Source organism: Luteibacter aegosomatis (genome assembly GCF_023078455.1).
GTDB lineage: Bacteria > Pseudomonadota > Gammaproteobacteria > Xanthomonadales > Rhodanobacteraceae > Luteibacter > Luteibacter aegosomatis.
Genome location: NZ_CP095740.1, coordinates 2,429,282 through 2,453,837 on the forward strand (window position 1 = coordinate 2,429,282; position 24,556 = coordinate 2,453,837).

At 64.4% G+C, this 24,556-nt stretch carries 16 protein-coding genes; 9 read left to right on the forward strand and 7 right to left on the reverse strand.

The features are described from left to right. The first annotated feature begins 146 nt into the window (after positions 1-146). Both L2Y94_RS10940 and L2Y94_RS10945 read left to right on the forward strand, forming a co-directional pair. The gene (locus L2Y94_RS10940) at positions 147-899 is read left to right on the forward strand and encodes an SDR family oxidoreductase (protein ID WP_247366467.1); all 753 of its coding nucleotides are present in this window, start codon (positions 147-149) and stop codon (positions 897-899) included. Positions 900-985: 86 nt separating this feature from the next. After that, entirely contained in the window at positions 986-1,288 is a 303-nt protein-coding gene (locus L2Y94_RS10945) for an EthD family reductase (RefSeq protein ID WP_247366468.1), read from the forward strand. 48 nt (positions 1,289-1,336) lie between these two features. Here L2Y94_RS10945 and L2Y94_RS10950 read toward each other — a convergent pair whose 3' ends face one another. After that, positions 1,337-2,770 (reverse strand): MFS transporter, encoded by a 1,434-nt coding sequence (locus L2Y94_RS10950; protein WP_247375208.1) that lies wholly within the window; start codon positions 2,768-2,770, stop codon positions 1,337-1,339. A gap of 292 nt (positions 2,771-3,062) precedes the next feature. Here L2Y94_RS10950 and L2Y94_RS10955 point away from each other — a divergent pair, with 292 nt between their 5' ends. From L2Y94_RS10955 to L2Y94_RS10970, 4 genes are all read left to right on the forward strand, one after another. After that, entirely contained in the window at positions 3,063-4,076 is a 1,014-nt protein-coding gene (locus L2Y94_RS10955) for a LacI family DNA-binding transcriptional regulator (protein ID WP_247366469.1), read from the forward strand. A gap of 61 nt (positions 4,077-4,137) precedes the next feature. Continuing rightward, positions 4,138-6,759 (forward strand): glycoside hydrolase family 3 protein, encoded by a 2,622-nt coding sequence (locus L2Y94_RS10960; RefSeq protein ID WP_425602396.1) that lies wholly within the window; start codon positions 4,138-4,140, stop codon positions 6,757-6,759. A 307-nt stretch (positions 6,760-7,066) separates the two neighbouring features. Further along, positions 7,067-9,514 (forward strand): TonB-dependent receptor, encoded by a 2,448-nt coding sequence (locus tag L2Y94_RS10965; RefSeq protein ID WP_247366470.1) that lies wholly within the window; start codon positions 7,067-7,069, stop codon positions 9,512-9,514. A gap of 155 nt (positions 9,515-9,669) precedes the next feature. Next, positions 9,670-11,256 carry a tryptophan halogenase family protein gene (locus L2Y94_RS10970; protein WP_247366471.1) on the forward strand — a complete coding sequence of 529 codons (1,587 nt, stop codon included), beginning with the start codon at positions 9,670-9,672 and terminating at the stop codon, positions 11,254-11,256. Between the two features lie 38 nt (positions 11,257-11,294). Here the strand turns inward: L2Y94_RS10970 and L2Y94_RS10975 are convergent, their stop codons facing one another. Continuing rightward, complete coding sequence (locus L2Y94_RS10975) at positions 11,295-12,770, reverse strand: serine hydrolase domain-containing protein (RefSeq protein WP_247366472.1); 1,476 nt, start codon at positions 12,768-12,770, stop codon at positions 11,295-11,297. Positions 12,771-13,055: 285 nt separating this feature from the next. Between L2Y94_RS10975 and L2Y94_RS10980 the strand changes: the two genes are divergently transcribed. Continuing rightward, entirely contained in the window at positions 13,056-13,880 is an 825-nt protein-coding gene (locus L2Y94_RS10980; protein WP_247366473.1) for an AraC family transcriptional regulator, read from the forward strand. An 18-nt stretch (positions 13,881-13,898) separates the two neighbouring features. Continuing rightward, on the forward strand, positions 13,899-15,023 hold the full coding sequence (locus tag L2Y94_RS10985; RefSeq protein WP_247366474.1) for an alpha/beta hydrolase family protein: 1,125 nt from the start codon (positions 13,899-13,901) through the stop codon (positions 15,021-15,023). A 402-nt stretch (positions 15,024-15,425) separates the two neighbouring features. On the opposite strand, the gene L2Y94_RS10990 is transcribed toward L2Y94_RS10985, so the two are convergent. From L2Y94_RS10990 to L2Y94_RS11010, 5 genes are all read right to left on the reverse strand, one after another. After that, positions 15,426-16,520, reverse strand: coding sequence for a hypothetical protein (locus L2Y94_RS10990; RefSeq protein ID WP_247366475.1), 1,095 nt, complete (start codon positions 16,518-16,520; stop codon positions 15,426-15,428). Positions 16,521-17,035: 515 nt separating this feature from the next. Next, positions 17,036-18,205, reverse strand: a complete 1,170-nt coding sequence (locus tag L2Y94_RS10995; RefSeq protein WP_247366476.1) for a Wadjet anti-phage system protein JetD domain-containing protein — start codon at positions 18,203-18,205, stop codon at positions 17,036-17,038. Next, positions 18,192-21,611, reverse strand: coding sequence for an SbcC/MukB-like Walker B domain-containing protein (locus L2Y94_RS11000; protein WP_247366477.1), 3,420 nt, complete (start codon positions 21,609-21,611; stop codon positions 18,192-18,194). Before L2Y94_RS11000 ends, L2Y94_RS10995 begins: the two co-directional genes overlap by 14 nt. Further along, a complete protein-coding gene (locus tag L2Y94_RS11005) occupies positions 21,598-22,197 on the reverse strand; it encodes a DUF4194 domain-containing protein (protein WP_247366478.1) in 600 nt (199 codons plus the stop codon). The genes L2Y94_RS11000 and L2Y94_RS11005 overlap by 14 nt, the downstream gene beginning before the upstream one ends. Continuing rightward, positions 22,197-23,609, reverse strand: a complete 1,413-nt coding sequence (locus tag L2Y94_RS11010; RefSeq protein WP_247366479.1) for a Wadjet anti-phage system protein JetA family protein — start codon at positions 23,607-23,609, stop codon at positions 22,197-22,199. Before L2Y94_RS11010 ends, L2Y94_RS11005 begins: the two co-directional genes overlap by 1 nt. A gap of 96 nt (positions 23,610-23,705) precedes the next feature. Here L2Y94_RS11010 and L2Y94_RS11015 point away from each other — a divergent pair, with 96 nt between their 5' ends. After that, a complete protein-coding gene (locus L2Y94_RS11015; RefSeq protein ID WP_247366480.1) occupies positions 23,706-24,545 on the forward strand; it encodes a WYL domain-containing transcriptional regulator in 840 nt (279 codons plus the stop codon). The last annotated feature ends 11 nt before the right edge of the window (positions 24,546-24,556 follow it).

Sequence of the window (24,556 nt, forward strand, 5' to 3'; positions counted from 1 at the left end):
CGTCAGGCCGCCATGGCCAAGGCGGCCGAACCCACTCAATTCGCCCGTCCCGGTGCGTCTCGTGCGCCGAGGCCTTGTGCCCGGAAAACGTTGCCGGTAGGATTTATATACCGAGCGATACATAACTCACCCGCACGAGAACTGCCATGAACCCTTCGTCCCTTCCCCTGGCCGACAAGCGAGCCCTCGTCACGGGTGCCGCGCGCGGCATCGGCGCGGCCATTGCGCTGAAACTGGCCGAAGACGGCGCCGACGTCGCCATCACCTATGAAAAGTCGGCCGACAAGGCCGAGGCCCTCGTCGCCGGGATTCGCGCCATGGGACGCAAGGCCATCGCCGTGCAGGCGGACGCAGCCAGTCCGAAAGCCTCGATCGCGGCGGTCGAACGTACCGTCGCCGAGTTGGGTGGCCTCGACATCCTGGTCAATAACGCGGGCGTTCTCATTGCCGGACCGTTCCCCGACCTGACGCTGGAAGAGATGGACCTGCAACTGGACGTCAACGTGCGCGGGGTGTTCGTGACCACGCAGGCGGCGCTGAAACACATCCCGGACGGTGGGCGTATCGTCACGATCGGCAGCAATGCGGGGCTGGCCGTTCCATTCGCCGGCATCGCGGTGTATGCGGCGACGAAGTCCGCGATGGAAAGCTTCACTCGCGGCCTCGCCCGTGAACTGGGACCTCGTGCCATCACCGTCAATCTGGTCCGTCCGGGCCCGATCGACACCGATATGAACCCCGCCGACGGTCCCCTCGCGCCATCCATTCTCCCGAGCCTGTCCATTGCCCGTTACGGAAAGACGCGAGAGGTCGCCGAAGCCGTCGCCTTCCTCGCCGGGCCGGGCGCCGCCTACGTCACCGGCTCGGGCATTCTCGTCGATGGCGGCATAAGCGCGTGAGTTTCCCCTTCAGTGCGTAAGGCGGCGGTTCCCGGCCGTGCACTGGCGACCCATTCGGCACAGCGAATCGCAAGAGAGAGAAAAACATGACGAAGATGATGGTGGTTTGCACGGGTGACGCGGGCGTGCGATTCGATCGGGACTACTACGCGAACGAGCATTTCAGGCTGGCCAAGGCGTGCTGGGAGGAGCATGGACTCCAATCGGCGGAAGCGTTCTTCCCATACGCCGACACCGATCACTGGATATCCATCGGCGTCTACACCTTCGCATCGGAGCAGGGGGTACACGACGCGCTGGCGAGTCCGAAAACGCAGCAGGTGATGGACGACGTGAAGAACTTCACCGATGCGACCGTCGTGCTCCGTAGCCTGTTCAAGGCGTTCTGAGCGAGACGGGTTCGACGCCCGGGGCGCGGATCGGCGGTCAAGCGTGGATCATGCCGTACGCCGCCTCTCCGGCGTCGGCGCGTAAAGCGTGCATACCCCCGCCATCAGCAGGCTGATTCCACCGATCCCAAGCGCCCAGATCGGCTGGTTGTGAAAACACAACCGCAGCAACATCCCAAGAATGCTGGCGGCAAGCACCTGCGGGATCACGATGAAGACGTTGAAGATCCCCATGTACACGCCCATCTTCGCCGTCGGCAAATGGTCGGAAAGCAGTGCATAAGGCAACGACAGGATCGATGCCCAGGCGAAGCCGACGCCCACCATCGAAACAAGCAACCACCGCGGATCGCGGATATACAGGAACGAGAGCAGGCCGGCGCCGCCGAGGCACAGGTTCATGGCATGGCTCGCGCGCAATCCCCAGCGGCGGACCATGAGGGGAATCACCACGGCGGCCAGCGCGCCGAATCCGTTGTACGCGGCGAACAACACGCCAACCCAGTTGGCGCCCTCGTTGTAGATAGCCGAACTCGTATCCGACGTGCCGTAAATCGTCTGGGTGACGCCGGCCGTGGCGTAGATCCACATCGCAAACAGCGCGAACCACGAGAACAGCTGCACGCCCGCCAGCCGACGCATGGATTCGGGCATGCCGTACAGATCGCCGACCACCTCGCGGAGCATCCCCCGGCTCGCCGTGCGGCCGAGCCAGACGAGCAACAGGCCAAACGCGATCAGGCCGCCGGCCAGCAAGTACACCTCTTTCTCCAGCGAGAAGTACCGAATCGCAACCAGCACGGCGGCACCGGCCAGCACGAGCAGCCATCCCGGCTTGCCTGCGCTCGACACATCGGCCCGTGGCCGTTCGGGCACCGCGTCGGCGAAGGATCGCAACTGCGCGGGCGTGTACTCGCGGGTGGTCCGCATCGTCCAGAGCACTGCCCCGAGGAGTACGACGCCGCCGACGTAGAAGGCGTACTTGACCGTGTCCGGAATACCGCCGTCGGGCGCCACGTTGGCGACGCCGAGCCTCGCGAGGCCCCAGGGCGACAGGGACGCGACCACCGCCCCCGCGCCGATGAAGAAGCTCTGCATCGCAAAGCCGGCCGGGCTCTGCCGGGCGGGCAACTGGTCGCCGACGAGGGCGCGGAAGGGCTCCATCGAGACGTTGATGGAGGCGTCCAGGATCCACAGCAGCCCGGCGGCCATCCACAGCGCCGGCGTATTCGGCATGCATAACAAGGCCAGCGAGGCGAACAGGGCGCCCGCGAGAAAATACGGCCGGCGCCGACCGAGCCGGTTCCAGGTGCGATCGGAGTAGTGCCCGACGATCGGCTGCACGATCAGTCCGGTCAGCGGCGCGGCGATCCACAGGGCGGGAATGTCGTTCAAGTCCGCGCCCAGGGTCTGGAAGATCCGGCTGACGTTCGCGTTCTGCAGTGCGAGGCCGAACTGGAGGCCGAGGAAGCCGAAGCACATGTTCCATATCTGCCAGAACGACAGCGTGGACCGCCTGGTTACCGGCCCCTTCGCTCGTTCCACGCCATTCGCCACGGCGCAGCCACCCGCGTCGGGGGCACGCTCAGCGCGCACGTGGCTGGCTCGCGCAAGGGTTGTTGCAGCTCATGGATACTCCCTCCCTGCACAGTTATGGCACGGTCGGGAGGATCCCGCATGCTGCAATTGCAGCATCGACGGCTCGGGCCGCCCTTGAAAAGCGGCCGATCCTGACGGCATAGTCGATCGACAGTGTGACGACAGCGGAGAATCCATGCGGGTACGCCTCGAAGATGTGGCGCGTAAGGCGGGCGTATCGCCCAAGACGGTGTCACGCGTACTCAACGACGAGGCCAACGTCACCGATGCCACGCGTGAGCGCGTGCGTGCCGCCATGGAAGCGATGGACTATCGCCCGAACCCGTCGGCGCGCAGCCTGGCCGGCCATCGCTCGTTCGTCATCGCGATGCTGTACGACAACAACGATAACCCGGCATCGACCTACCTGGCGGAGATCCAGGACGGCGTGCTCGAGGCCTGCGATGCCCATCGCTACAGCATGATGCTGCGCCCCCTGCGCATGCGCGACAGCGACTTCATCCGTCGCGTCGATGCGCTGATTTCCGACCACCACCCCGATGGCGTCGTGCTGACGCCTCCCATCACCGACTATGCGCCCCTGTTGAAGCGCCTGCGCGAGCTCGGCGTGCCGTATGCCAGCGTGTCGCCCTTGCGACGCGGCAAGGCCCTGGGCGTCACGATGGACGAGCAACTCGCCGCGCGTGCGATGGTCGAGCACCTCATCGGCCTGGGCCACCGGCGAATCGCCCACGTCATCGGCATCGCTGACCACGGTGCGAGCCGTTGGCGCCTCGCGGGTTATCGCGAGGCGATGGCCGCCGCGGGCCTGCCCGAGGATCCGGCGTTGGTGGTGCAGGGCGCGTTTACCTTCGCCTCCGGCGTGGAAGCGGCGCGAAAGCTGTTCTCCTTGCGGAAGCGGCCAACTGCGGTGTTCGCCGCCAACGACGACATGGCCACCGGCGTCATGTGGGCGGCGGGCGAGTATGGCCTGAAGGTGCCGCAGGACGTGTCGGTCTGCGGTTTCGACGACACGCCGCTGTCGCGCCAGCTTTGGCCGGCACTGACCACCATCCAGCAGCCCAGTCGCGAGATGGGCAAGATCGCTGCCGAGCAGCTTCTAGCCGACCTGCGCGGGCAGGGCGCCGGACGGCTGGTGCAGATACCGTTCTCCCTCCAGGTTCGCGGCTCGACCGCGGCCGCTCCCTAAGACGCATGGCTGGCCGGGACGCGGCGACGGCCATGCTGCATAGCAAATTGACAGCGCTGTCATGCCTGCCATCATCCGCTCCGCAAAGCGTGCCTTCGGTAGGCGCGCATGGAGCCCCGCCGTGCCATTGCCGCAGTTCTCGCGAAGCATTCCCGTGGCGCTGGCTATGGCCGGTGCCTTGCTGACGACCCTTCCCGCCACGGCAGACGATATGGCCACCGCACACCCGGAATCCTGGCCGAAAGCGGCATCACCGTTGCCGCGCGATCCCGCCATCGAATCGCGGATCCGGGACGTGCTGGCGAAGATGTCCATCGAGGACAAGGTCGGGCAGATGATCCAGGCCGACATCAAGGACGTGACGCCCGACGACGTGCGCCAGTACCGGTTAGGCTCGGTGCTGGCCGGCGGCAACTCCAAGCCCCCCGGGCATCCTTTTCCGGACGCCTCGGACTGGAAGGCACTGTCGGATGCGTTTTACCGCGCCTCCATGGATACCTCCCACGGTGGGGTGGCCATTCCGGTGCTGTTCGGCATCGACGCCGTGCATGGCCACAACAACCTCGTCGGGAGCACGCTGTTTCCGCAGAACTCCGCGCTTGGCGCCACGCGCGATCCCGCGTTGATCCATGAGATCGGCGAGGTCACCGCGCGGGAGCTGCGTGCGAGCGGCATCGGCTGGACGTTCGCGCCTACGCTCACCGTGCCGCAGGACGTGCGCTGGGGGCGCGCCTACGAAGGCTATTCGCAAGACCCGGCATTGGTCGCGCAATACGCCGCCGCGGTGATTGGCGGCCTGGAAGGCCAGCCCGGGACGCCGCGGTTTCTCGACGCCGGACATGTCATCGCGACCGCCAAGCACTTTCTCGGCGACGGAGGCACCCACGATGGCAAGGACCAGGGTGACGCGAAGATCAGCGAAGCGGTACTGCGCGACGTACACGGCGCAGGCTATCCGCCCGCGATCGGCGCGGGCGTACAGGTCGTCATGGTGTCGTTCTCGAGCTGGAACGGGGTCAAGATGGCGGGCAACCGGTCGTTGATCACCGGCGTGCTGAAGGAGCGCATGGGCTTTGACGGCATCGTGCTGGGCGACTGGAACGCGCATGGCCAGGTCCCGGGCTGCACCAACGAGAGCTGCGCCCCGGCGTACAACGCGGGGCTGGACATGCTCGAGGCGCCGGATTCGTGGAAGGGCCTGTACACGAACACCCTGGCCCAGGCAAAGGCCGGCGTGATCCCGATGAGCCGCATCGACGATGCGGTGACGCGTATCCTGCGCGTCAAGTTGCGCCTGGGCCTGTTCGACGCCGGGCTGCCGTCGTCCAACCCCCTGGCGATGACATCGGCGGAGATCGTCGGCAGTCCCGCGCACCGCGCGGTTGCCCGTCGCGCCGTGCGTGAATCGCTGGTGTTGTTGAAGAACAACGGCGGCGTCCTCCCGATCGACCCGCGCAAGCGCATCCTCGTGACTGGCGATGGCGCCGACGACATCTCCAAACAGAACGGTGGCTGGACGCTGGGCTGGCAGGGGACGGGCCTGACCAATGCCAATTTTCCCGGTGCCACCTCCATCTGGGCCGGGCTGCGGACGCAGATCGAAGCCGCCGGTGGCCGTGCCGAGCTTTCCGTGGATGGCGTCTACGCGCAGAAGCCCGATGTCGCCATCGTGGTGTTCGGCGAGGATCCCTATGCCGAGTTCCAGGGTGACTTGCCGAACCTCGCGTACCGCCCCGGCAACGATCGCGACCTGGCGCTGCTCCGCAAGCTGCGCGGGCAGGGCGTGCCCGTCGTGGCAGTGTTCCTGACCGGACGGCCACTGTGGATGAATCGGGAGATCAATGCCGCCGACGCATTCGTCGTGGCGTGGCTTCCGGGCAGCGAAGGGGAGGGCGTCGCGGACGTGTTGCTGCGCAACCGCGATGGCGGCGTCGACCACGACTTCCGCGGCAAGCTCGCCTACACCTGGCCACGTAACGCGCTCCAGGTCACCGGCGCGATCGCGAAGGGCGATCGTCCACAGTTTCCGTTCGGTTTCGGCCTGACCTATGCCGACAACAAGCCGATGGGACCGCTGCCCGAGGATCCCGGTGTCGAACTGAGTACCGCGCAGGCCGGCGTCTACTTCACCCGCGGCAAGCCGGCGCGCGATTTCGTGCTGAACCTGACCGGTGCCAATGGCAAAGCGACACATGTAACGGCCACGCCTGCCGCCACGGAAGATGGCAGCCTTCGCATCGGCGCGCTCGACTACAAAGCCCAGGAGGACGCGCGCAGTTTCCACTGGTCCGCCAAGGCGGGCGGCGCGTCGAACGTTGCCCTGGTGGCCCCCACACCGCTCGACATGGATCGCGAGACCAACGGCGACGTGCTCCTGGTCACGACGTTGAAGGTGGATGCCGTGGCGCCGGATGACACGTCGACGATAGGCGTCGGCTGCGGGCCCGGGTGTGGCGGAGAAGTGTCCGTCGGGCGGCAGCTCGCCGCCTTGCCACGCGGGGAATGGTTGCGTGTGGGTATCCCGTTGAAGTGCTTTCGCGACGCCGGCGCGAGCATGAGCAAGGTCGAGAAGCCTTTCGAATGGTCGAGCCGTTCCGCCGGACAGATCGCGATCACCGATGTGTCGCTGGGTACCGTCACGGATCGCACGTTGACGTGTCCCGCTCACGGGAGCAAGCCGTAACGTCGTTCCGCTGAGCCATGGTCGTGCGGTCACGCGCCATGGCCTGCGCACTCGGACGTCCATTTGCTTTTGCACCATTATCCAGGCCGGGAAGAGATCGGAAGGCGCCTTAAGGCTTCTTTTATCGTGTTTGGCAAGCGCGGAAGGCTTGTTGCCCTGCGGCAAGCTTTCCCGATAGCAGCGTTCTATGATTCAGCAATGACAGCGCTGTCATTCTTGGGGGGCGGCGCTTGGGGAATGGGGAAATGGTGTCATGGCCGTCGCACGCGACGGACCGCACAGATCCAAGCCATCAAGGGAGAGCCAGATGAATCTGCGTCACAAGTTGATGTACGTCGCCATGTCACTCGCCTTCGCTCCCGGCACGCTGCTCGCGGCGGACCAGGACACGACGGTGCCCAAACCGTCACCCGACCGTCAGGACGCCGCCGACAAGTCGGAGAAGAAAGTCCAGAACCTGGACGCCATCTCGGTATCCGCCACCAAGCGCGATACGCCGCTGCAGAAGACGCCGGTGGCGGTCACGGCGATCGCCGTCGATACGCTCGACCGGGAGCGGGTCATGACGGTGCAGGACCTGACCAAACTGGTCCCGGGCCTGCAAGGCACGTCGCAGGGTGACCACGGCGTCGTGACGCTTACGCTGCGCGGCATCGGTAACGACAGCGCCAAGACCGAATACGCCGATCCCGAGGTCGCCACGTTCGTCGACGGCATCTACGCACCCCGTGCCGAGGCGGCATCGGGCCTGCTGCTCGACATGGACGGCGTCGAAGTGCTGCGTGGTCCGCAGGGTACGCTTTGGGGACGCAATTCCACGGCGGGTGCGATCAGCTTCCAGACCGCCAAGCCGGAGATTGGCGGTGGCTTCTATGGCAACGCGCAAGTGGGGGCGGGCAACTACCATCAGTTCGGCTCGCGCGCCGCCTTCAACCTGCCCATCAGCGATACCTTCGCCATGCGTGTCGCCGTGGTCCATGAGCAGCACGACGGCTACGTCGACTACCAGAAGCCGTCGGGACAACTGCCCAGCCTCGCCGATCAGCAGGCGGCCTATCTCGCTTCACCGGCGTCGGGTGGCACGCTGGCCGGGTTCAAGCCGATCGATCCGGGCCAGTACGTGCAGGGCGGCGACAAGTACAACTCGCAGGATCAATCCGCCGCGCGTGTCAGCGCACTGTGGCAGCCCAGCGACGCGTTCAAATGGAACCTGTCGTACGAGTATTTCATCGATCGCGGCACGCCCAGCATGAGCCTCATGCAGACGCCGCGCGAGGGACAGAAGTTCTGGTCGGCGCTGATCGACACCGCGCCGTACCTGCACCGTACCTCGAGCACGGTGCGCAGCCGGATGGACTGGAACATCACCGACGGTGTGCAGCTCAGCTATATCGCCGGCTACAACCATTATTCCGGCCAGAGCGACTTCGACCAGGACGTGGGTGTCAGCGTACCGACCAGTTTCACCACCAACGGCGTATACCAGGACGACCGTACCAACAGCTCCACGTACACAAACTGGAGCCAGGAGATCAACCTGAAGTCCACCGGGCCGCAGACCGTGGACTGGATCCTCGGCGCATACTACGGCTACGAAGACAACAGCATCCGGTTCGACATCCCCATCATGAACGGTACGCGCTACGGCACGGTGAACTGGCAGGGATCGTTCATCCAGCCGAAGGAAACCGTGGAATCGTACGCCTTGTTCGGCCAGGCCACCTGGCACCTCAGCGACCATTGGCGACTCACCGGCGGCGCGCGCTGGTCGCACGACGACAAGGAAAACAAGGGCGGCATCAACTGGGGCTGGGCGTACGACCCCACCGTGCCACAGGTGCCGATCTCCCCGGACGTGTACCCGGATCCGTCGAACGGCTTCAGCATCTCGCAGCGGAACACCGCCAAATACAGCAAGGGCAAGCCCACCTGGCTGCTCCGCCTGGATACCGACGTCAGCGAGAACGGCCTGGTGTATGCCAGCGTCTCCACCGGCTACAAGTCGGGCGGCACGCAGGACGCCGGCACGCTGTACAAGCCCGAGACGTTGACCAACTACGAAGTCGGCAGCAAGTTCGCCTTCCTCGACGGCCACCTGACGTGGAACTCGGCCGTCTACTACGAGAACTTCAAGAACTTCCAGCTTTCCGCGCCGATCGTCTATCCCGATGGCAACCATGGGCTGGGCTTCTCCAACGTGGGCGGCAGCACCAAGGTATTCGGTATCGAATCGGAACTGGCGTATCAGCGGCAGGGCGATCGTTTCAACCTGATCTTCTCGGCCATTCCGAAGAAGGAACTCGGCAAGCTGGTCTACGCCGGTTCGAACGACTACCAGGGCCTGCCGGCATGCCCGCCGGAATCCAACCTCGCCAATTGCGCAAACGTCACCGGCAATGACCTGCCGCATGCGCCGAACTTCTCGCTCACGGCCATCTTCGAGCACGATTTCCAGCTCGGCAACGGCGGCCGCCTGACGCCACGGCTCAGTGCGCAGTACCAGAGCGCGCAGTGGCTAAGCTATTTCAACCTGGGCGAGGGCGATCGGCAGAAGGCTTACACGCGTGGCGACGTGGCGTTGCGTTATAGCGAGCCGGGCGACAAATGGTGGGTCAATGCCTATGTGCAGAACGTATCGAACGGGAAGATCCGCACCAGTGCCGGGCGCTTCCTGATGTCCGACGGGTCGCTGCAGTACGTGTCGCAGTACCTCGCGCCACGCACCTACGGCATCCAGCTCGGCGTCTGGCTCTGAAGTAGCGCTGGCTGGTCCTCATGGCGTATCGGCCGCGCGAGGTTTGCCGTTCCGCCGGCGGCGCTCCTCCGGGCGCCACCATCCCTCCCCGTGAACGGCACTTTTGCCGGGTGCGCATCGCGTCGCCCGGCATTTCTTTTTAGTGGAACGACACCATGGCGCGTCTGAAGAAGGTACTGGTGGTAGGCGGCGGCACCGCGGGCTGGCTGGTGGCGTGCTATCTGGCCAAGGCCGTCAACGCGGTCGATCCACGCAGCGTGCAGGTGCACCTGGTGGAGTCTCCGGACATCGGCCTGCTCGGCGTAGGTGAGGCCACGTTTCCGTCCATTCGCGGCACGCTGGCGGCGATCGGACTCGACGAGCGCCGCTTCCTCGCCGGCGCCACGGCGACGTACAAGCAGGGAATTCTCTACCGCCACTGGGTACGGCCACCGGGCACGCCGGGGGCCGATCACTTCTTCCACCCCTTCAACGCCCCCAGCCAGCGGCCGGGCGGACCCGAGCTGCTTCCCTATTGGCTGCTCGGCGCCGCGCCGCCCGGCATGCCGTTCGCCCATGCCGTATCGATGCAGGGCACGGTGGTCGATCACTTTCGTGGACCGAAGCGCCTGAAGGATGGGGACTACCAGGGACCGATGAACCACGCCTTCCACTTCGATGCCGCCTGCTTCGCCCGCGTCCTGGCCGAGCACGGCCAGGACGCGCTTGGGGTGGTGCGACATGTCGCGACGGTGGAGCGGGCGGAGCGGGACGAGCGCGGCGGCATCGCACGGGTGCTGACGAAGGAAGGGGGCGAGCTGACCGCCGATCTCTACGTGGATTGCACCGGGCTTCGCGGTTTACTGCTGGGCAACGTGATGCAGTCACCCTTCCGCAGCCGCGCGGACGTACTCTTCGCCGATCGCGCGGTCGCCATGCAGGTACCCTACGACACGCCCGATGCGCCGATCCCCTCGTACACGATCTCGACCGCCCAGGAAGCGGGCTGGATCTGGGATATCGGCCTTCAGCGGCGGCGTGGCGTCGGCTACGTTTATTCTTCGCGGCACACCACCGACGACAGGGCGGAAGCGGTCTTCCGGCGGTACCTCGGCAAGGCCGGGGAGGGCGGCAACGCCATGCACATCCAGTTCGAGACGGGCTACCGGCCGGAACACTGGCGCCAGAACTGCGTGGCGGTCGGGCTGGCCGGTGGCTTCGTCGAACCGCTGGAATCCACCGGCATCGCCTTGATCGAACTGGCGAGCTACCTGCTGACGCACCTGCTGCCGGGCGACACCGACGACATGGCAGGCGCCGCGCGCCACTTCAACGAGATGATGGCGGCACGTTATGACCGCATCATCGACTTCATCAAGATGCATTACTGCCTGAGCCAGCGGCGCGACGCCACGTTCTGGGTCGACAACGTCGACATCGCCGGCATTCCGCAAACCCTTCAGGACAAGCTGGCAAAGTGGAAGCACCGCCCACCGCACCGGCTGGACTTCATTACCGACCTGGAGATGTTCATGCCCTGCAGCTGGCAGTACATCCTGTACGGGATGGAGTTCCGAACCGATCTCGCACCGATGCGCAGTGCGTACCCGCATATGGATGCGGCGCGGGACGAGTTCGCGATGATCCAGCGGGCGGCGGGCAGGGCGCTGGGAGATCTGCCGGATCATCGGATGCTCGTCGAGCAGCTGTGTAGCGAATACGCAGCAAGTAGCCGGGGCAGGGCCAGCGCGGCGCACCGATAAACGGAATCGCCTCCGCGGAACGCCACGGATGTTCGGGGCTATTGGCCGTCTTGAAGCTTCTTCAGGTGCTCGGCGCCGTGGATATTGGACGGATTGAGTGCCAGCGACTTGCGGTAGTTCGCGACGGCGTTCGGTTTATCGCCCAGCGTCTCATAGCCTTCGGCCAGGCTGTCGAAGGCGTTCCAGCTGGTCGGCCACTGCTCCGTGTTGTAGCGGAACAGTCCGATCGCCTGGGCCCCCTTGCCTTCGCGCAACAGGCCGTAGGCCCAGGTGTTGACGAAATCCTCCGAGAGATGCAGTTCCGGATGCTTGCGCTTTACGTCGGCAATCACACGTGATGCATTGGCGAATCGGTCCTCCTGCAGCGCGCGTTCGAGCGCCACCAGCGCCGGCGGCCGTCCCCAGATCTCTTCCAGTGCCTGGTTGGCCAGGTCCTGGAGCTCGTTCTGCGCTTCCCCCGGCCGATTGGCCAGGAGGATGATTCCGTAACCGAGCGCCGGATACATCTCGATGTAACTGGCACAGCCGAAGGTGCTGCCCGACATGCGCAGACGCGGCTTGTTCTCGACCGTTCTGCTGAGAACCCAATTGAGGCCCATCGCGGCATTGCCCGGATCGCCCCAGGCCGGCTTCTGGGTCAAGCGAATGGCCGGGTCGGTGGCCGCCAATTCGGCGGTCAGGAACTTCGCCATGTCGCGCGTGCTGTATCGCAGGCCGCCCGCCATCAGGAACGCGTCTTCGTACATGCGCGGCATGGCGACGTGGCGCTTGTTGTAACCGTCGACCTCCAGGGATTCCCTGCTTTTTCCGAACCCCGTCTGCATGCCCATCGGTTTCTCGATATAGCGCGCCACCAGGCTTTGGTACGGTTCGCCGTAGACCTTCTCGAGAATACGGCCCATGAGCACCGGCGCGAGGTTGGAGTGCTGCGTCTGGGTGCCGGGCTTGCGGCTGAGCTTGGCTTGCTTGAGTTCGTCGTAGACCTGGTTCGGTGTGATGCGTTTCATCGCGTCTGTCGCGATGAAGGGCGCCTTGTCCGGATCGACGCCGACGGGAAACGGATTGGGCAGGTTGTCGGGCAGCGCCGAGGTGGTCGTGACGAGGTCGACGATGCGCACCGGCGTGCCTTCCCATGCCAGGTTCGGGTAGTCGCCGGGCAGGTAGCGGCGGATGTCGTCCTGGAGGTTGATCTTCCCCTCCAGCACGGCGTGCGCAAGGATCAACGCATTGAACACCTTGCTGACCGAGCCGATCTCGTAGACCGAGTCTGCGGTGGGCGGCTTGTTCTTGCCGCGCGTGGTCGTACCGAAGTCGTAAAAATGCGGCTGGCCATTCCTGACCACCGCGATCGACATGCCGTCGGCGCGGCCGTCCGCAACGAATTGGGTTCCCAGCCGTTGGAAGACGCGGTCCATCCGCGCTTGCTCGGACTCGGGGGCATCTTGCGCCACGGCGACGGAGACAGTTATCGGGGCGAAGCAAATCAGCAAGAGGAAGAGCTTGCGAAACGGCATCGTGTCTTTCCTGTGGGCAATGGGGCGCGCAACGCCGCCCGCGGCCGGATGGCCGAGTGCGGGCTCGTCGGTAGGAGGGATGCACGACGGCGGAAAAAGGTTGCAACCTACTGCGTCGACGGGTAACCCCCTGCAGCGTAGGCCCGCCATGCCGGTGCCCCGTAGCCGCGGTTGTGACCAGGAAGGGAGATCAGGGGTAGGGTAGACGTCGCAGGGGACAGCAAGCGCGATCAAATGACGCAACCGCGGGTGGGCTAGCATGGCGCTTCGCTCGGGGGATCAGGTATGGCGGCGGTGCAGCGCGCACTCTGGTACATCGAAAGTCATTCGGGACAGGCGCTTGCGCTGACGGACGTGGCGCGTGCCGCGGGCGTGTCCACATTCCACCTATCACGCCTGTTTCAGGCAGCCACGGGGTGGTCGGTGGTCAGGTACCTGCGCATGCGTCGGCTCAGCCAGGCCGCGGCCACCCTGGCGGCCGGCGCGACGGACATCCTCGATGTGGCCTTGTCGGCGGGTTACGGATCGCACGAGGCATTCACGCGTGCGTTCGGTGACGCCTTCGGAAAAACGCCGGAAGAGGTCCGGAAACAGGCGTCGCTCGATGGCGTGGACACGGTTTCGCCCCTTCGCGTGATCGAGGAACCCGCGCCCGCGCTGACGGCGCTGCGTGTCGAGACCATGGGCCCGCTGTTGCTATCGGGTATCACTCATGCGTATCGGGCAAGCGACACGGCAGGCATTCCCGCGCAATGGCAACGTCTGTTCGATCAGTACGCCGATCGCGTTCCGGCCGCGCCGGCGTACGGCGTGTTTGTGGCTGGCGACGACGACGGCTGCGTGGAGTACCTCGCCGGCCACGCCCTATCGCGCCTCGCGGAGGCGCTGCCTGGCCACCAAACGCTACGACTGGCGCAGCGACGCTATGCGGTCGTGAGGCACAACGCGCATATCGGATCCATTCCGCTGACGTGGCGAGCCATGATGGACGACTGGCTGCCCGCGTCGGGCCTGCGCGCCGTCGATGCCCCCGATTTCGAGCGTTACGACGCATCGTTCGACACCGCGACCGGCGAAGGTGGCGTGGATATCTGCGTACCCATTGAATGACGTGCCCAAGGACCCCCGATGAATCGACTCACCCGCGTTTTCGTCCTCGCTGCCGCCTGCTTGGTCACGGGTGTGGCTACCGCCGCCGTTGGCGAGATGCACCGGTCTACGACCACGCCGACCGCCGCGCTTCGTGACGCGTCGGGTTCGCCCCGTGTCGCCATCACCGTCTGGTACCCCGCCACCGACGGCGCCATCGAAAAGCCGTTGCTGATCGGTCCACCGGACCGGCCTCTTTTCGATAGCGGTCGGGCAGCGCCGGACGCGCCCGTCGCGAACGGTCGCCACCCGGTGGTGCTCCTCTCGCACGGCTTTGGTGGCACCGCGAGAGTCATGGCCTGGTTCGGCACGCGGTTGGCCGATGCCGGGTTCATCGTCATCGCCGTGGATCACCCCGGCAGCAATGGCCTGACACCAATCACCCGTACCGGCGCGGCATGGTGGTGGGAGCGCGCGGAAGACCTGAAGGCTGCGTGGACGGCTATACGTCAGGACAGCGTCATCGGGCCGCATCTGGATGCCTCGCGCCTGGGGGTCGCCGGCTTCTCCGCCGGAGGTTTCGCCGCGCTCGTCGCGGCGGGCGCACGCGTCGACGTCGACCACTTCCTGGCGTTCTGCAAGGCGCATCCCGACGATGGGGTGTGTGCGCCACAGCTCGAAGCGCCGGCACTGTCGGCCCGCGATGCCGACACGGCCATGGCCGATCCGAAGGTTCGAGCCCGCCTTGCCGACGCATCCGCGGACCATGCCATCCCCGGTGTGCGCGCCGCCTTTGCCATGGCACCGGCGCTGGTCCAGGCGATGGATCCCGCGTCACTGCCGCGTATGAAAGTGCCCGTGTCTATCGTGGTGGGCGACGCGGACACGGTCGCCCCCGCCGCGACCAATGCCAGTGTCGCCGCCCGGGCCATTCCGGGCGCCCGCGAAGAGGTGCTGCCCCTCGTGACGCATTACGACTTCCTGGCCACGTGCCAACCCCCAGCGCGAGAGGTGGTGCCCCAGTGCGCGCAGGCCAACCACCAGGCGGCGGCGCACGATGCGGCGATCCGGCAGGCGTTGCGGCTGTTCAAGGGCATGACGCCGCAGGGGGTGGGGAAGGGGATGCCGACACCTCACTTACAAAAGGGACCGCCTAGCGCCTAAACGTCGCCAAGTTGTTCGTCTTTAGAGCGTCCAAAACGCACAAGGCCCTGTAGATCAATACGGGGCCCTGCATGGAACAGCTTAGGTTGGCGCCGGCTGTTCCCGCATTCTGGAGTGCCCTCCACATCACCTCAGTGCAGTCGGCGGGCTTGCGACGCCAGTGTGCCGGACGACAGCAGGGCATGGTGAGAAGTGTCCGTCTCGTCCCGTCGAGGAAGGCTGTATTGAACGACTGGATGCCCATAGCGAGTACTTTACCGTTGACGGCCAGCGATGAGCTGGACTTCGTCGTGATAAGGCCTGGTTATCAATGGTAGAGAAGAGGTCTTGGCTAGCACCTCATAAATAATAGATAGGTAAAGACGTCCTGCCATTCGGCAAGGCGTCTTTGCTAGGTAGGAACTAGGCAGCCGTTGCCTGCGGCTTGACCTGCAGAGCACGATACGCGGCTTCCAGAATTTTCAAGCGCGCAGCCGTGATCGAAATCAATCCCGGTGTCTGAGGGCCGGAGCGCGGATAGATTTCACCGGCCCAGGTGCCATTGCGTACCAGACCACGCGGATTGCCATCGCGGCCGAAGGTAAGGCCATCCTTTGGAGCGTGGATCCAGCGACTACCGCCAAGATCGATGTCGAAGGTAAACGGTTTGCCCCCCAACGTTCCGAGCGCGGCAGGTCCGTAAGTCAGTTCCGCACGATAGGCCTCGGCCATATAGCTGTCAGGCTGGAACACTCGCAAATGCACTTGGCGAGTAAGGGGCGGGAGGATGGCACGCGCCAGTGCGACCTTGACGTTCTTGATGACGCGAGAATCTTCCTCGGCCTGGTCGGCAGCGACAACAAAAAGGCCCCCGCGCCAGACGCCACCCTCCAACGCCGCGGTGCGGAGCTTTTTCCCCGCTCGATCGCGCGTCACGGTCAGGTCGTGTGCCAACTCGACTCGAAAATCAAAATTTGAGTCGATGATGACGTCGTTCGCGCGCTGGCCTGAGAATTCGGGGAGTAGGAACCAGCGTTCGCCTGCAAGGGCATCGGACGGAATTCCGCGGACCGTCGCTTCGACGTCGTAAGCGACGTCTAAGTACTTGTCGGCGCGTTGCTGCTCAGGCGGGCGCCGGATGACGCTTACATCTAAGCGGGCGCCCTCCACAAGAACAGCGGTCGCTTCAGTCGTTGCCAATGCATTGGCCGCGGCATTGACCAGCATGGCGCGCTTTTGCTCGTCAGGTAGGTCACGCTCCTCAATACGGGAAGCGAGCTTGGCATACATCAGCTCGTACAGACGCTGGATAAAGCCGAAGTGGTCATAGGCCTCAGGGCGCCAATCGGGGTCGCTCTGAAATTTCGAGTTGAGCGAGGCCCACGTCCTATACCCCAAGGCGCTTGCGAGCGCTTCAAGGATGTTGTCGATGTGGATGTTGAGGATGCCGCTTGCTGCGGCGTTAGTGGCGTTAGCCAGACGCAGATATGCTGCGCGGTCGATCGAACCTAAGTTCATGTCGTGCTCCACGGGCGTCTCGCTGCGGTGCTTTATTCGAGATGCCCATTTGCTGGGAGTCACGAAATGAGTGTTACGGGCAAGGCACCTACTTTTCCCAAGTACCGACAGATGGGTCGGCGGGAGTACCCTAGAGCAGTTTTAGAGCGAAGTCAATCAGCGAAAACTCGCGTGTTGGCAGGCAGATCGAGCGAATCGATGCGAGTTGGTTTGGGAGAGACGTCACCATCGGCAACCTAAGCAATCCATGCCGATTTCGGAATGTTATCGAGGGTAGGGCGACCGGCCACCCTTAACTCTCAGCAAGAGCCTGGGCCAGCACATGTTCGCATTGCGGCAGACACGCCAAGCCCAGTCTTAGCCTTGAGCGCAGCCCATGAATCTGAGTAGGTCGACACACAGAGGGAGCCAATCTCCTCGGCTGTGCCTTCATTGGTTCAAATCTCTCAGTTGTTTCGGCAGCCATAGAATCAGTTGGCACGGTCGCCGGCCGCCCGAAATGACCGGCGCCCCTCCTAAATCGGTGGCAACGTCACCTCGATCCCTTCCTGCTCGATTGTCTCCGGCGCCAGATCCTCGGCGATGTCAGTCCAACCCGCCGCCGCCGCTGCACGCGCCATCGCGTTTCGGGTGGCCACGTTCACCACGTGACGGGAGTCGGCCTCGACGACCCGGGCATCCATGAGCCACGGCTCAAAGGCTCGATCACCCGCGCAGGTGGCGCGAATGCGCGCCGCAATTCGGAATCCGCCCTGATCTATATCGCCCCAGTGGTAGAGAGGGACATCGCCCGGCACCTCCGCCAGAATCCTCCTGTAGGCCGCCACCCAGCTCGGCGCGGGCATGCCGCCAGTGAAGATGATCAGGGCAGCCCTGCCTGCCAGCTCGCGGCTCGCTAGGTGGAACGTCGCGAGATTTTCGATAGTGAGGATCCACGCTGGTGACCCCGCATAACCCGTCACGGCCTGGTTTGCCACGCCAACGAAGGGTTGGACGACGGGGCAAAGTTGGCCGCGCTCCAGCCGGAGATGTCCGGCACCGGATATGAGGAAAGGCTGTGGCTCCTTGACGATACCGAGCAGCCTGAAGACTTCCTCTCGGTGCCTGGCCAGCATCGAGACGCTCTCTACGGTCAGCAGGTCTAGCGCGGTAACGAGTGACTCCAGTCGCTTCGAGTCGCCGAACAACCGCACGCTGAGTTTGCGCGCGACGTGGTCGGCGCCGGGGTCACCGGCGGTGGCATCAATCACGCGAAGCGCGTCAGCCAGGTCTGGCGCCGCCTCTGGGCCAAACCCTCGCGTCAGCTTGCGGCTCGCCCAGGCTTGTAGGATTTCTTCCACCCGCCGCTGGCTCGCCCAGGCGGCCAGCACGGCACGGGCATCCGCTACTTTACGTTCCAGGCTATCAAGCCCCAGGAAGCCAGCGAGCGCCAACCTGTCAGCAACGCGTACGCGCTCGAGTGGGCGGTCCTCACCTCCCTGCTTGGCCCAGGTGAGTTCCACAGCGCCGCGAGCGGCGGCGGCCCGCATTCGCTCGTGGAAAACGTCGCGCTGATCCAGCGTATTGGACCAGTACTCATGGTGCCGATCGGTGAAGGACTCCTGCACCGCCCTGGCGGACTGCCGGACGGCTGCGCCTTCGGCGCGGCCGAGGAGGGCTCGCAGTACATCGTCAGCCAGGAACACGCGGATCCTCCTCAAAGTTGCGCTCCTCCTGGTCGAGCAGCTCTGGGTGCAGGAGGAAGTTGTCGCTCTGGAGCAGCTCCCTAGCTTCGGCCTCCACGATGTTCTTGGTCATTTGGACGACGTTGGATCCGAAGCGTGCCATGTCGTAGTAGATGTCCAAGAAGGACGACATCTTCGCCTGGTCGGCTTCCGGGCCGGCCATGATGAGCTGGAGCCCGAGCGAGTTAAGATAGTCCGCGGTGGCGCGTACGTTCTGCGGGTCCATTTTTTCGAAGGCTTCATCGAGCAGCATCACGCCACCGCTGCCCTCGGTTCCGCGGGCCTTGCCATAGGCGGCAGCCAGGGCCGCGCCGAAGATCACGTAGAGCGGCGTGCGGTGCTCGCCGCCCGAGCCCGGGCCGAGACGCTTGCTCAACCAACCCATCGATTTGTCGTCGCGGTAGATCTCGACGTCGTAGGCAAAGAACCGGCGATGGTCGTTGAGGGGACTGGTGTCGTTGAGCAGCTCGGAGTCCGCCGAGCCGTCGACAAGCGTGCGGAATTCCTCGGGCACCTTGCCGGCGCCGCCGAACAGGTCTCCCTCGGCGTCGCCCGCGTCGCGCACCCGCCGGAGGAAGGCGTAGAGCGGCTCGTGCTGCGGCACCGGGCGGTACCGGAACTGGTATCGCTCACCATTGGAAAACTCTGGCGCGTGTTTCAGGACCTGATTGAGGCTGGCGATTTGTTCATCGACAGCCTCGAAGCCTTCGAGCAAGGCTTGTGCGACGTCCGTCCGGAAGACCTTCACCGCTGCCTCGTAGGCCTCCTCGGCCTTGGCCATTTGCTGCGCAAGCTCCAGCTCCTCGAGTCGCTGGCGGTCTTCAGAGATGTACGCGTAGGCCCGTTGCCATTCGCTACTGCCGATGTCGTGGTTTCGGATGTCGTTTGTCACGGCGTACTCGCAGAAGCGGTGCCAGCCCTCCATCTGGGCGGCCTGTGCTGCCGAGCCGGCACGCCCCGCGGCAGCGGTGCAGGCGTCGATCCTGGCTTTCCAGTCATCGCCGTGACGCTCGTCGTACCGTTCCCGGTAATCGTTGACAGCCTTAGCGTCATACAGGGGGTGCTGACGAAACTCCGCCTCAGTCTGGCTCGCCAGCGACAGCTCGGTTGCAAGCCGGCTACGGTCTTTTTCCGTCGTCTCGATGAGAGTTCCGCATCGAGTCTTGGCTTCACCGTGCTGCTGCATGGCGGCCAGCGCCGCATCGAGCCGCTTGCCGGCTGCGATCATGGCGTCGTTCAAACCGGCCAGCCGGTCCGTCTGGCTGGCCGCCAACCCGTTTTCCAGATCCTGGACCAGCTGGCGAGTTCCAACGATCGTCCCGAACGCCCCCTCGATGAAGGTCCTCGTGTCTTCGGTGTCGCCATACTGGGCCAGCCGGTCGTAGGAGGCCTTCAGAGCAGCGGCGGCCTGCTCAGCCATGCGCGCGGCGTCTTCCGCTTCGCGCAGAGCCCGTTCCGCCACCGCTCGCCGGGCCTCATCTTTCGATCGGCCGATCTTCAACTCACTAGGCGCGCGCGACCGCAGCCGCTCGATGCCGCCACCCGTGCTCAGCATGCCTTCCGCAGACAGAGCCCGCACGCCGACTTGCAGCTCGCGGCTGCTCTCCGCTAGCGCAAGCCTGCCCAGTTCCCCCTGCAGGTACCGGACGGCCGCCTTGCTCTCGCCGGTGATCATCTGTGCCGCATATCGCTCGCCATCGGGCGCCCTCCAATCGCGGCCACGCGACGGCAGGGCGAGCTTCACACCGTAGATGGAGTTAGCACCCCGCAGGCCCCTGTACACGTCGATGGCTTCCAGCTCCTTGTCCGCCGGCACCAGGAGCGCTTCCACATTTAACGCCAGGTAGGCCTCAATCGCCGGCTGCCAGGCCGCGTCCTTCAGCGAGACAAGGTCGCACACCGGCGTTGTCTCGATGCCGGCGTCGCTGAGGAACCGCTGCAGCGCCAAGACGTTCGGACTGAGGTCAGCCTGATTTCGCTGGGCGCGATCGAGAGCCGTCCGGGCGTCACGCTTGCGGTCCGTGGCCGCGCGCGCGTCAGCTTCCGCCGCAAAGAGGGCCTTTCGGACGACATCATGAATGCGCCCCACGGCCTTTGCCGTTGCCTGGATCGTCACGGGGTCCGGGCGCTCTACCGACTGCATTCCACGCTTGAGGTCGTCGAGTTGGGCAATGGCGTCTTCAAAGTCGCCCTGGGCGTCGGCCAATGCCGGGATGAGGCCTGCCTGCGCCACCGTCGTGAGCAGGCCGTCCAGCATGCTGCTCAGGGTCCGCTCGGTTGCGGTAAGGCGTGTCTGCTGGTCGGTCAGTCTGCCGGCGTCGCCCGCCTGCTTGGCGTAGTCCGGGTCGCGGCTACGAGCCTCGACGGCACGCGTGTGGGCATCACGTGCAATGCGATGGTCCTCGCTGGACCGTTGGTAGGCCAGGTCAGCGGCTTCCAGCTCTGCACGGTATTTTTCGAGCTGCTCCTCGACCTCGCCCAGGGTTTCAGCAACTCGCTCGGAATCGTAGACGGCCCGCAGGGCATTGAGGTTGGTCTGCACGGCTCGCTCCCGCTGCACCACCGCGTAGCGCTCCTCGACGCCCTTGGCCTGCTCGATGCGCGCGGTGACGCGGCGAATCATCTCCCGCACCGCGCGAAACTGATCCAGGCGCGCGCGGAACTGTTTGACGTTGGTGGGCCGGGACTCGATCAGATGGTGACGCAGGGTCTCGTCGAGGTCGTCCACGTCCTTGTTGAGTTTCAGCGAGCGCGCAAAGGCAGCACGAATGGACCGGACGTTCGGCTTTTCGCCAGGGGATGGCAGCTCGCCGATGTACAGGCGGCGGGCAAACTCGCTGCCATTGGTGGTGTAGAAGGGGACGGTGCCGGCCTGACGGCAAAGATCCGAGGCCTGCACGTGGAACCGTCGCCACTGAAGCGTCTGTTCGCCGTTTGGTCCCTGCTCGACGTGCGCCGCCGTCGTCAGGGCGACGCCGGGCAGGATGTACAGGTTGCGCACGACCTCGGTGGAATCCGCGGAGGCACTGATAGAAGCGCCCGCGGTAACGACAGCGCCGGTGAACGGGTCCCTGAAGACCAAGTTGATGTACGTGTTCGCGACGGTTCGCTTGTGCTCCGACTCGGTCTGTCCGTACACACCAAGGCAGTAGTCGCGCAGCCGGCGAGCGCGCTTCTTTCCCTCGCCGGCCGCGTTGAAGTTCATCAGGTTTTCGTCCGCCGCGAGCAGCACGATCTGGATTGCGTCGAGAAGGGCGGTCTTGCCGGTGCCGTTTGGCCCGAGGAAGGCCGTATTGCGGCCGATCTGCAGGTCCTTTCGCTCATACAGGAAGTACTGGACCATGCCGATTGCTTCAAGGTGCTTCATCGCGGTCCTCCTCAGCGGCGGCGTCGGCGTACGCGGTGAGTTGCAGTAGCGCGGTCTCCCCAAGGACATCAACGATGCCCGGGCGGATCACGATCATGAAGGGCTGCTCGCCGTCGACGTCTTCTCGGCGGGCGATGCCATAGCGTTTGAGAGCATCCATTTGCTCGCGTAGATCGGTGGTGTCGGGGAGGTCGCGCCCGAGTAGCTCCTTGTACGCGCGCTCTAGCTCGATGAGGTCGATGAACGCCTCGCCCGCAAGTACCTCTGTGGCATGCATCTTGTCGTCGTACAGCCGCCGCAGGATCAGGGCCAGGCGCGTCTCTGAGAGCCGCATCTTGTCCCCTACGTTCTGGTTGGGAATCGCTACGACGTAGGCCAGGGCCGAGTTGTGGACTACCGATACCCCGACCTGCCCGAGGAGCTCCCGGAATTGAGGGAGGTACTTCACGACGAGGTCGTATGGCTTACGGCTGCCGTGGTCGGTGGCGTAAAGGACCTGCTCCCGTAGAAGACGGTATGCCGCGCCCTCGAAGTCGCTTGCGGTGTAAAGCTGGCTCTGTTCGGCCAGGCGCTCCCAGTTGGCCATCAGCGACCCTCCCGAGTAATGACGAAGCGGCGGTGTTCCATGTACGCGTTCCGGGTCAGCGCCTCCGGCTCGAATTCGACGCGCAGTCTCGGCAGCATCAACAGCTGGGGATCGGAGGCGCGCTTCGACGGCGGACACTCGGACCTCGACGCGATCAGCAGTAGGCGCTGGTAGCAGCACAGGTCGTTAATCGAACTTATGGTCAGGTCGTCCGACGTCACCACGTACGTCTGGACCAGGTGACGGCCGACGTACCTAGCAAGCTGGATCGGGCGAACCATTCGGTTCTCGGCCATGCGGCGCCGTAGCGCTTCCATGGCCATTTCCCTCGGCGTCGCCTTGCGGACGTCCACGGCCGTTTCCATAGCGGGGCGTGGCTTCTGCCTGGGCTTAGCCAAGCCCCACTCCGATGCGAGGCGCCCCATGGGGACGGCCGGCAGGGCAATGTGGTCTGGGGTGAGGTGCTCCGAAGCCCGAAGAGCCTTCTCGATCAGGCGGTCCAGCTGCTTTGGTGCACGCAACTGGTAGTCGAAGAACACCATGGCGCGGTGGTTTGCGTCGCGGATCACCTCGTCCACGCGCTGGAGCTGCTGATCAACGTCGCGCAGGCGCAGGAGCAGCTGAGTATCGCGCTCGTAGCGCAGCTCAGCGTTCTCGCGGCTACCGCTGGTCACCTTGGCCTGGTACCACGCGACGATCGCCTCGCGGGCGGCCTCATTGTGGTGGAGCTGCATGGTGAGGGTGACGATCGCGGTGCGGTGCTGCAGCGGGTGGTCCTTGGTGCGAAGCTCGCTGTAGTCCGCGATAAAGACCTTCTCGACGTAGTCTACAAAGAAGCCGCGGACGAACTCTCTCGCGGAGGTGTGCTTGACCAGTGCTGCCATCAGCTCCTGCACGCGGACGCCGGTATTCACGATGTGCGCCATGCAGTGCTTCGCCTGCTTGGCGGCCTCGGCGTACTGGTCGTAGTCGCCCGCCTCGACGGCCCGCAGGTTCAGGAAGATCGACCGGACCTTGCTGCCCAGGAACTCCGGCTCCTGGACCGCGAAGTCACACAACACCGTATAGAACTGCGCGATCAACGGGCGGACGGTAATCTTGTCGACCGCACCGGAGCGGGTGGCGGTCAGCCAGCCCGTAGCAAGGAGGCGATTGAGGATGTTGTGGGCACGGACCGACACGGGGGTGTCCTGTTCCACGTCCCACGGATCGTCGGCCGACAGGAACGATTCGATGGCGCGCACCACTGCGGCCTTGGAGGCTTCCTCCCCGGGGGACATGGCGCTGTCACTCCACATCTCGTCCATCAGACGGACCAGCACAGCCCAGTAATGGCGAGCGTTCTGGCTCCCCAGAAGGCTGAAGAGTTCCGGGGTGAGGCGGTCGAAGATGGAGGCTGCGGCGGTGTCCAAAGCGGATCGTGCTCTCGAAGCTGGCCGGAAACCGACCGTAGCATAGGGCTATCCATAGCGCTATGCTATATGCACATAACTGACCCGTCGGATCCCATGCCACGAGGCAACGCCGCCCCCGAAGAGCGCCTGAGGGCGATCGAGACCCTGCTTCTATGGGAGGGGAGGGTGACCCGCGGCCGGCTACTCGACCTCTTCCCCGTCCATGAAACGATGGCTAGTCGAGACCTTCTGGCCTATCGGCAGCAGTTTCCACGAGCGCTCACGTCGGACCTGAGCAGCAAGGCGTACGAAGCTACCCCGTTCCTGCAGCCCGCACTGACGGCGGGTACTTTTGCCGAATACCAGCAGCTCATTGGTCTGGCGGGGCTTGGCGTAGCTAACGGACCGATACCGATCGAGTCTTCACACCTAGACGCTACTCAGATCGACTTTAGAAACTTCGCTCGCCTACATAATGCGGTACGAACATCGGCATGCGTGCGTATCGAATATCGCTCCATGCGAAACCCTGAAAGACACGAAAGAGTCATTAGGCCCCACAGCTTTATTCAAGCAGGCCCGCGTTGGCATCTAAGAGGTTTCTGCAAGGAGGCAAAAGAATTTAGAGAGTTTAATCTAGGCCGAATCTCTTCAACATCGACAGAAGCTGATGAAATGCTGCCTGGAATTGAGGAGGACAAAGATTGGTTAGCCTTAATCAAGTTGAGGCTCGTACCTCATAGAGATTTGAGCGTTCCACAAAAGCAGTTAGTTAGAGACGAATACATGAGCGGCACTACCGCTCAAGTCTTTGAAGTTCGAATGCCTATGGTCCGCTATCTCGCTCAATCTTTTCGTGCCGCGGTTGACCCCGATAGAGAAAAGCCGCCATCTTTCTTGCTGATGGTTGAAGGCGTCGAATCCTTGCCGTCTAACATTCTTTGGCAACCTTAGGTGGCACCACC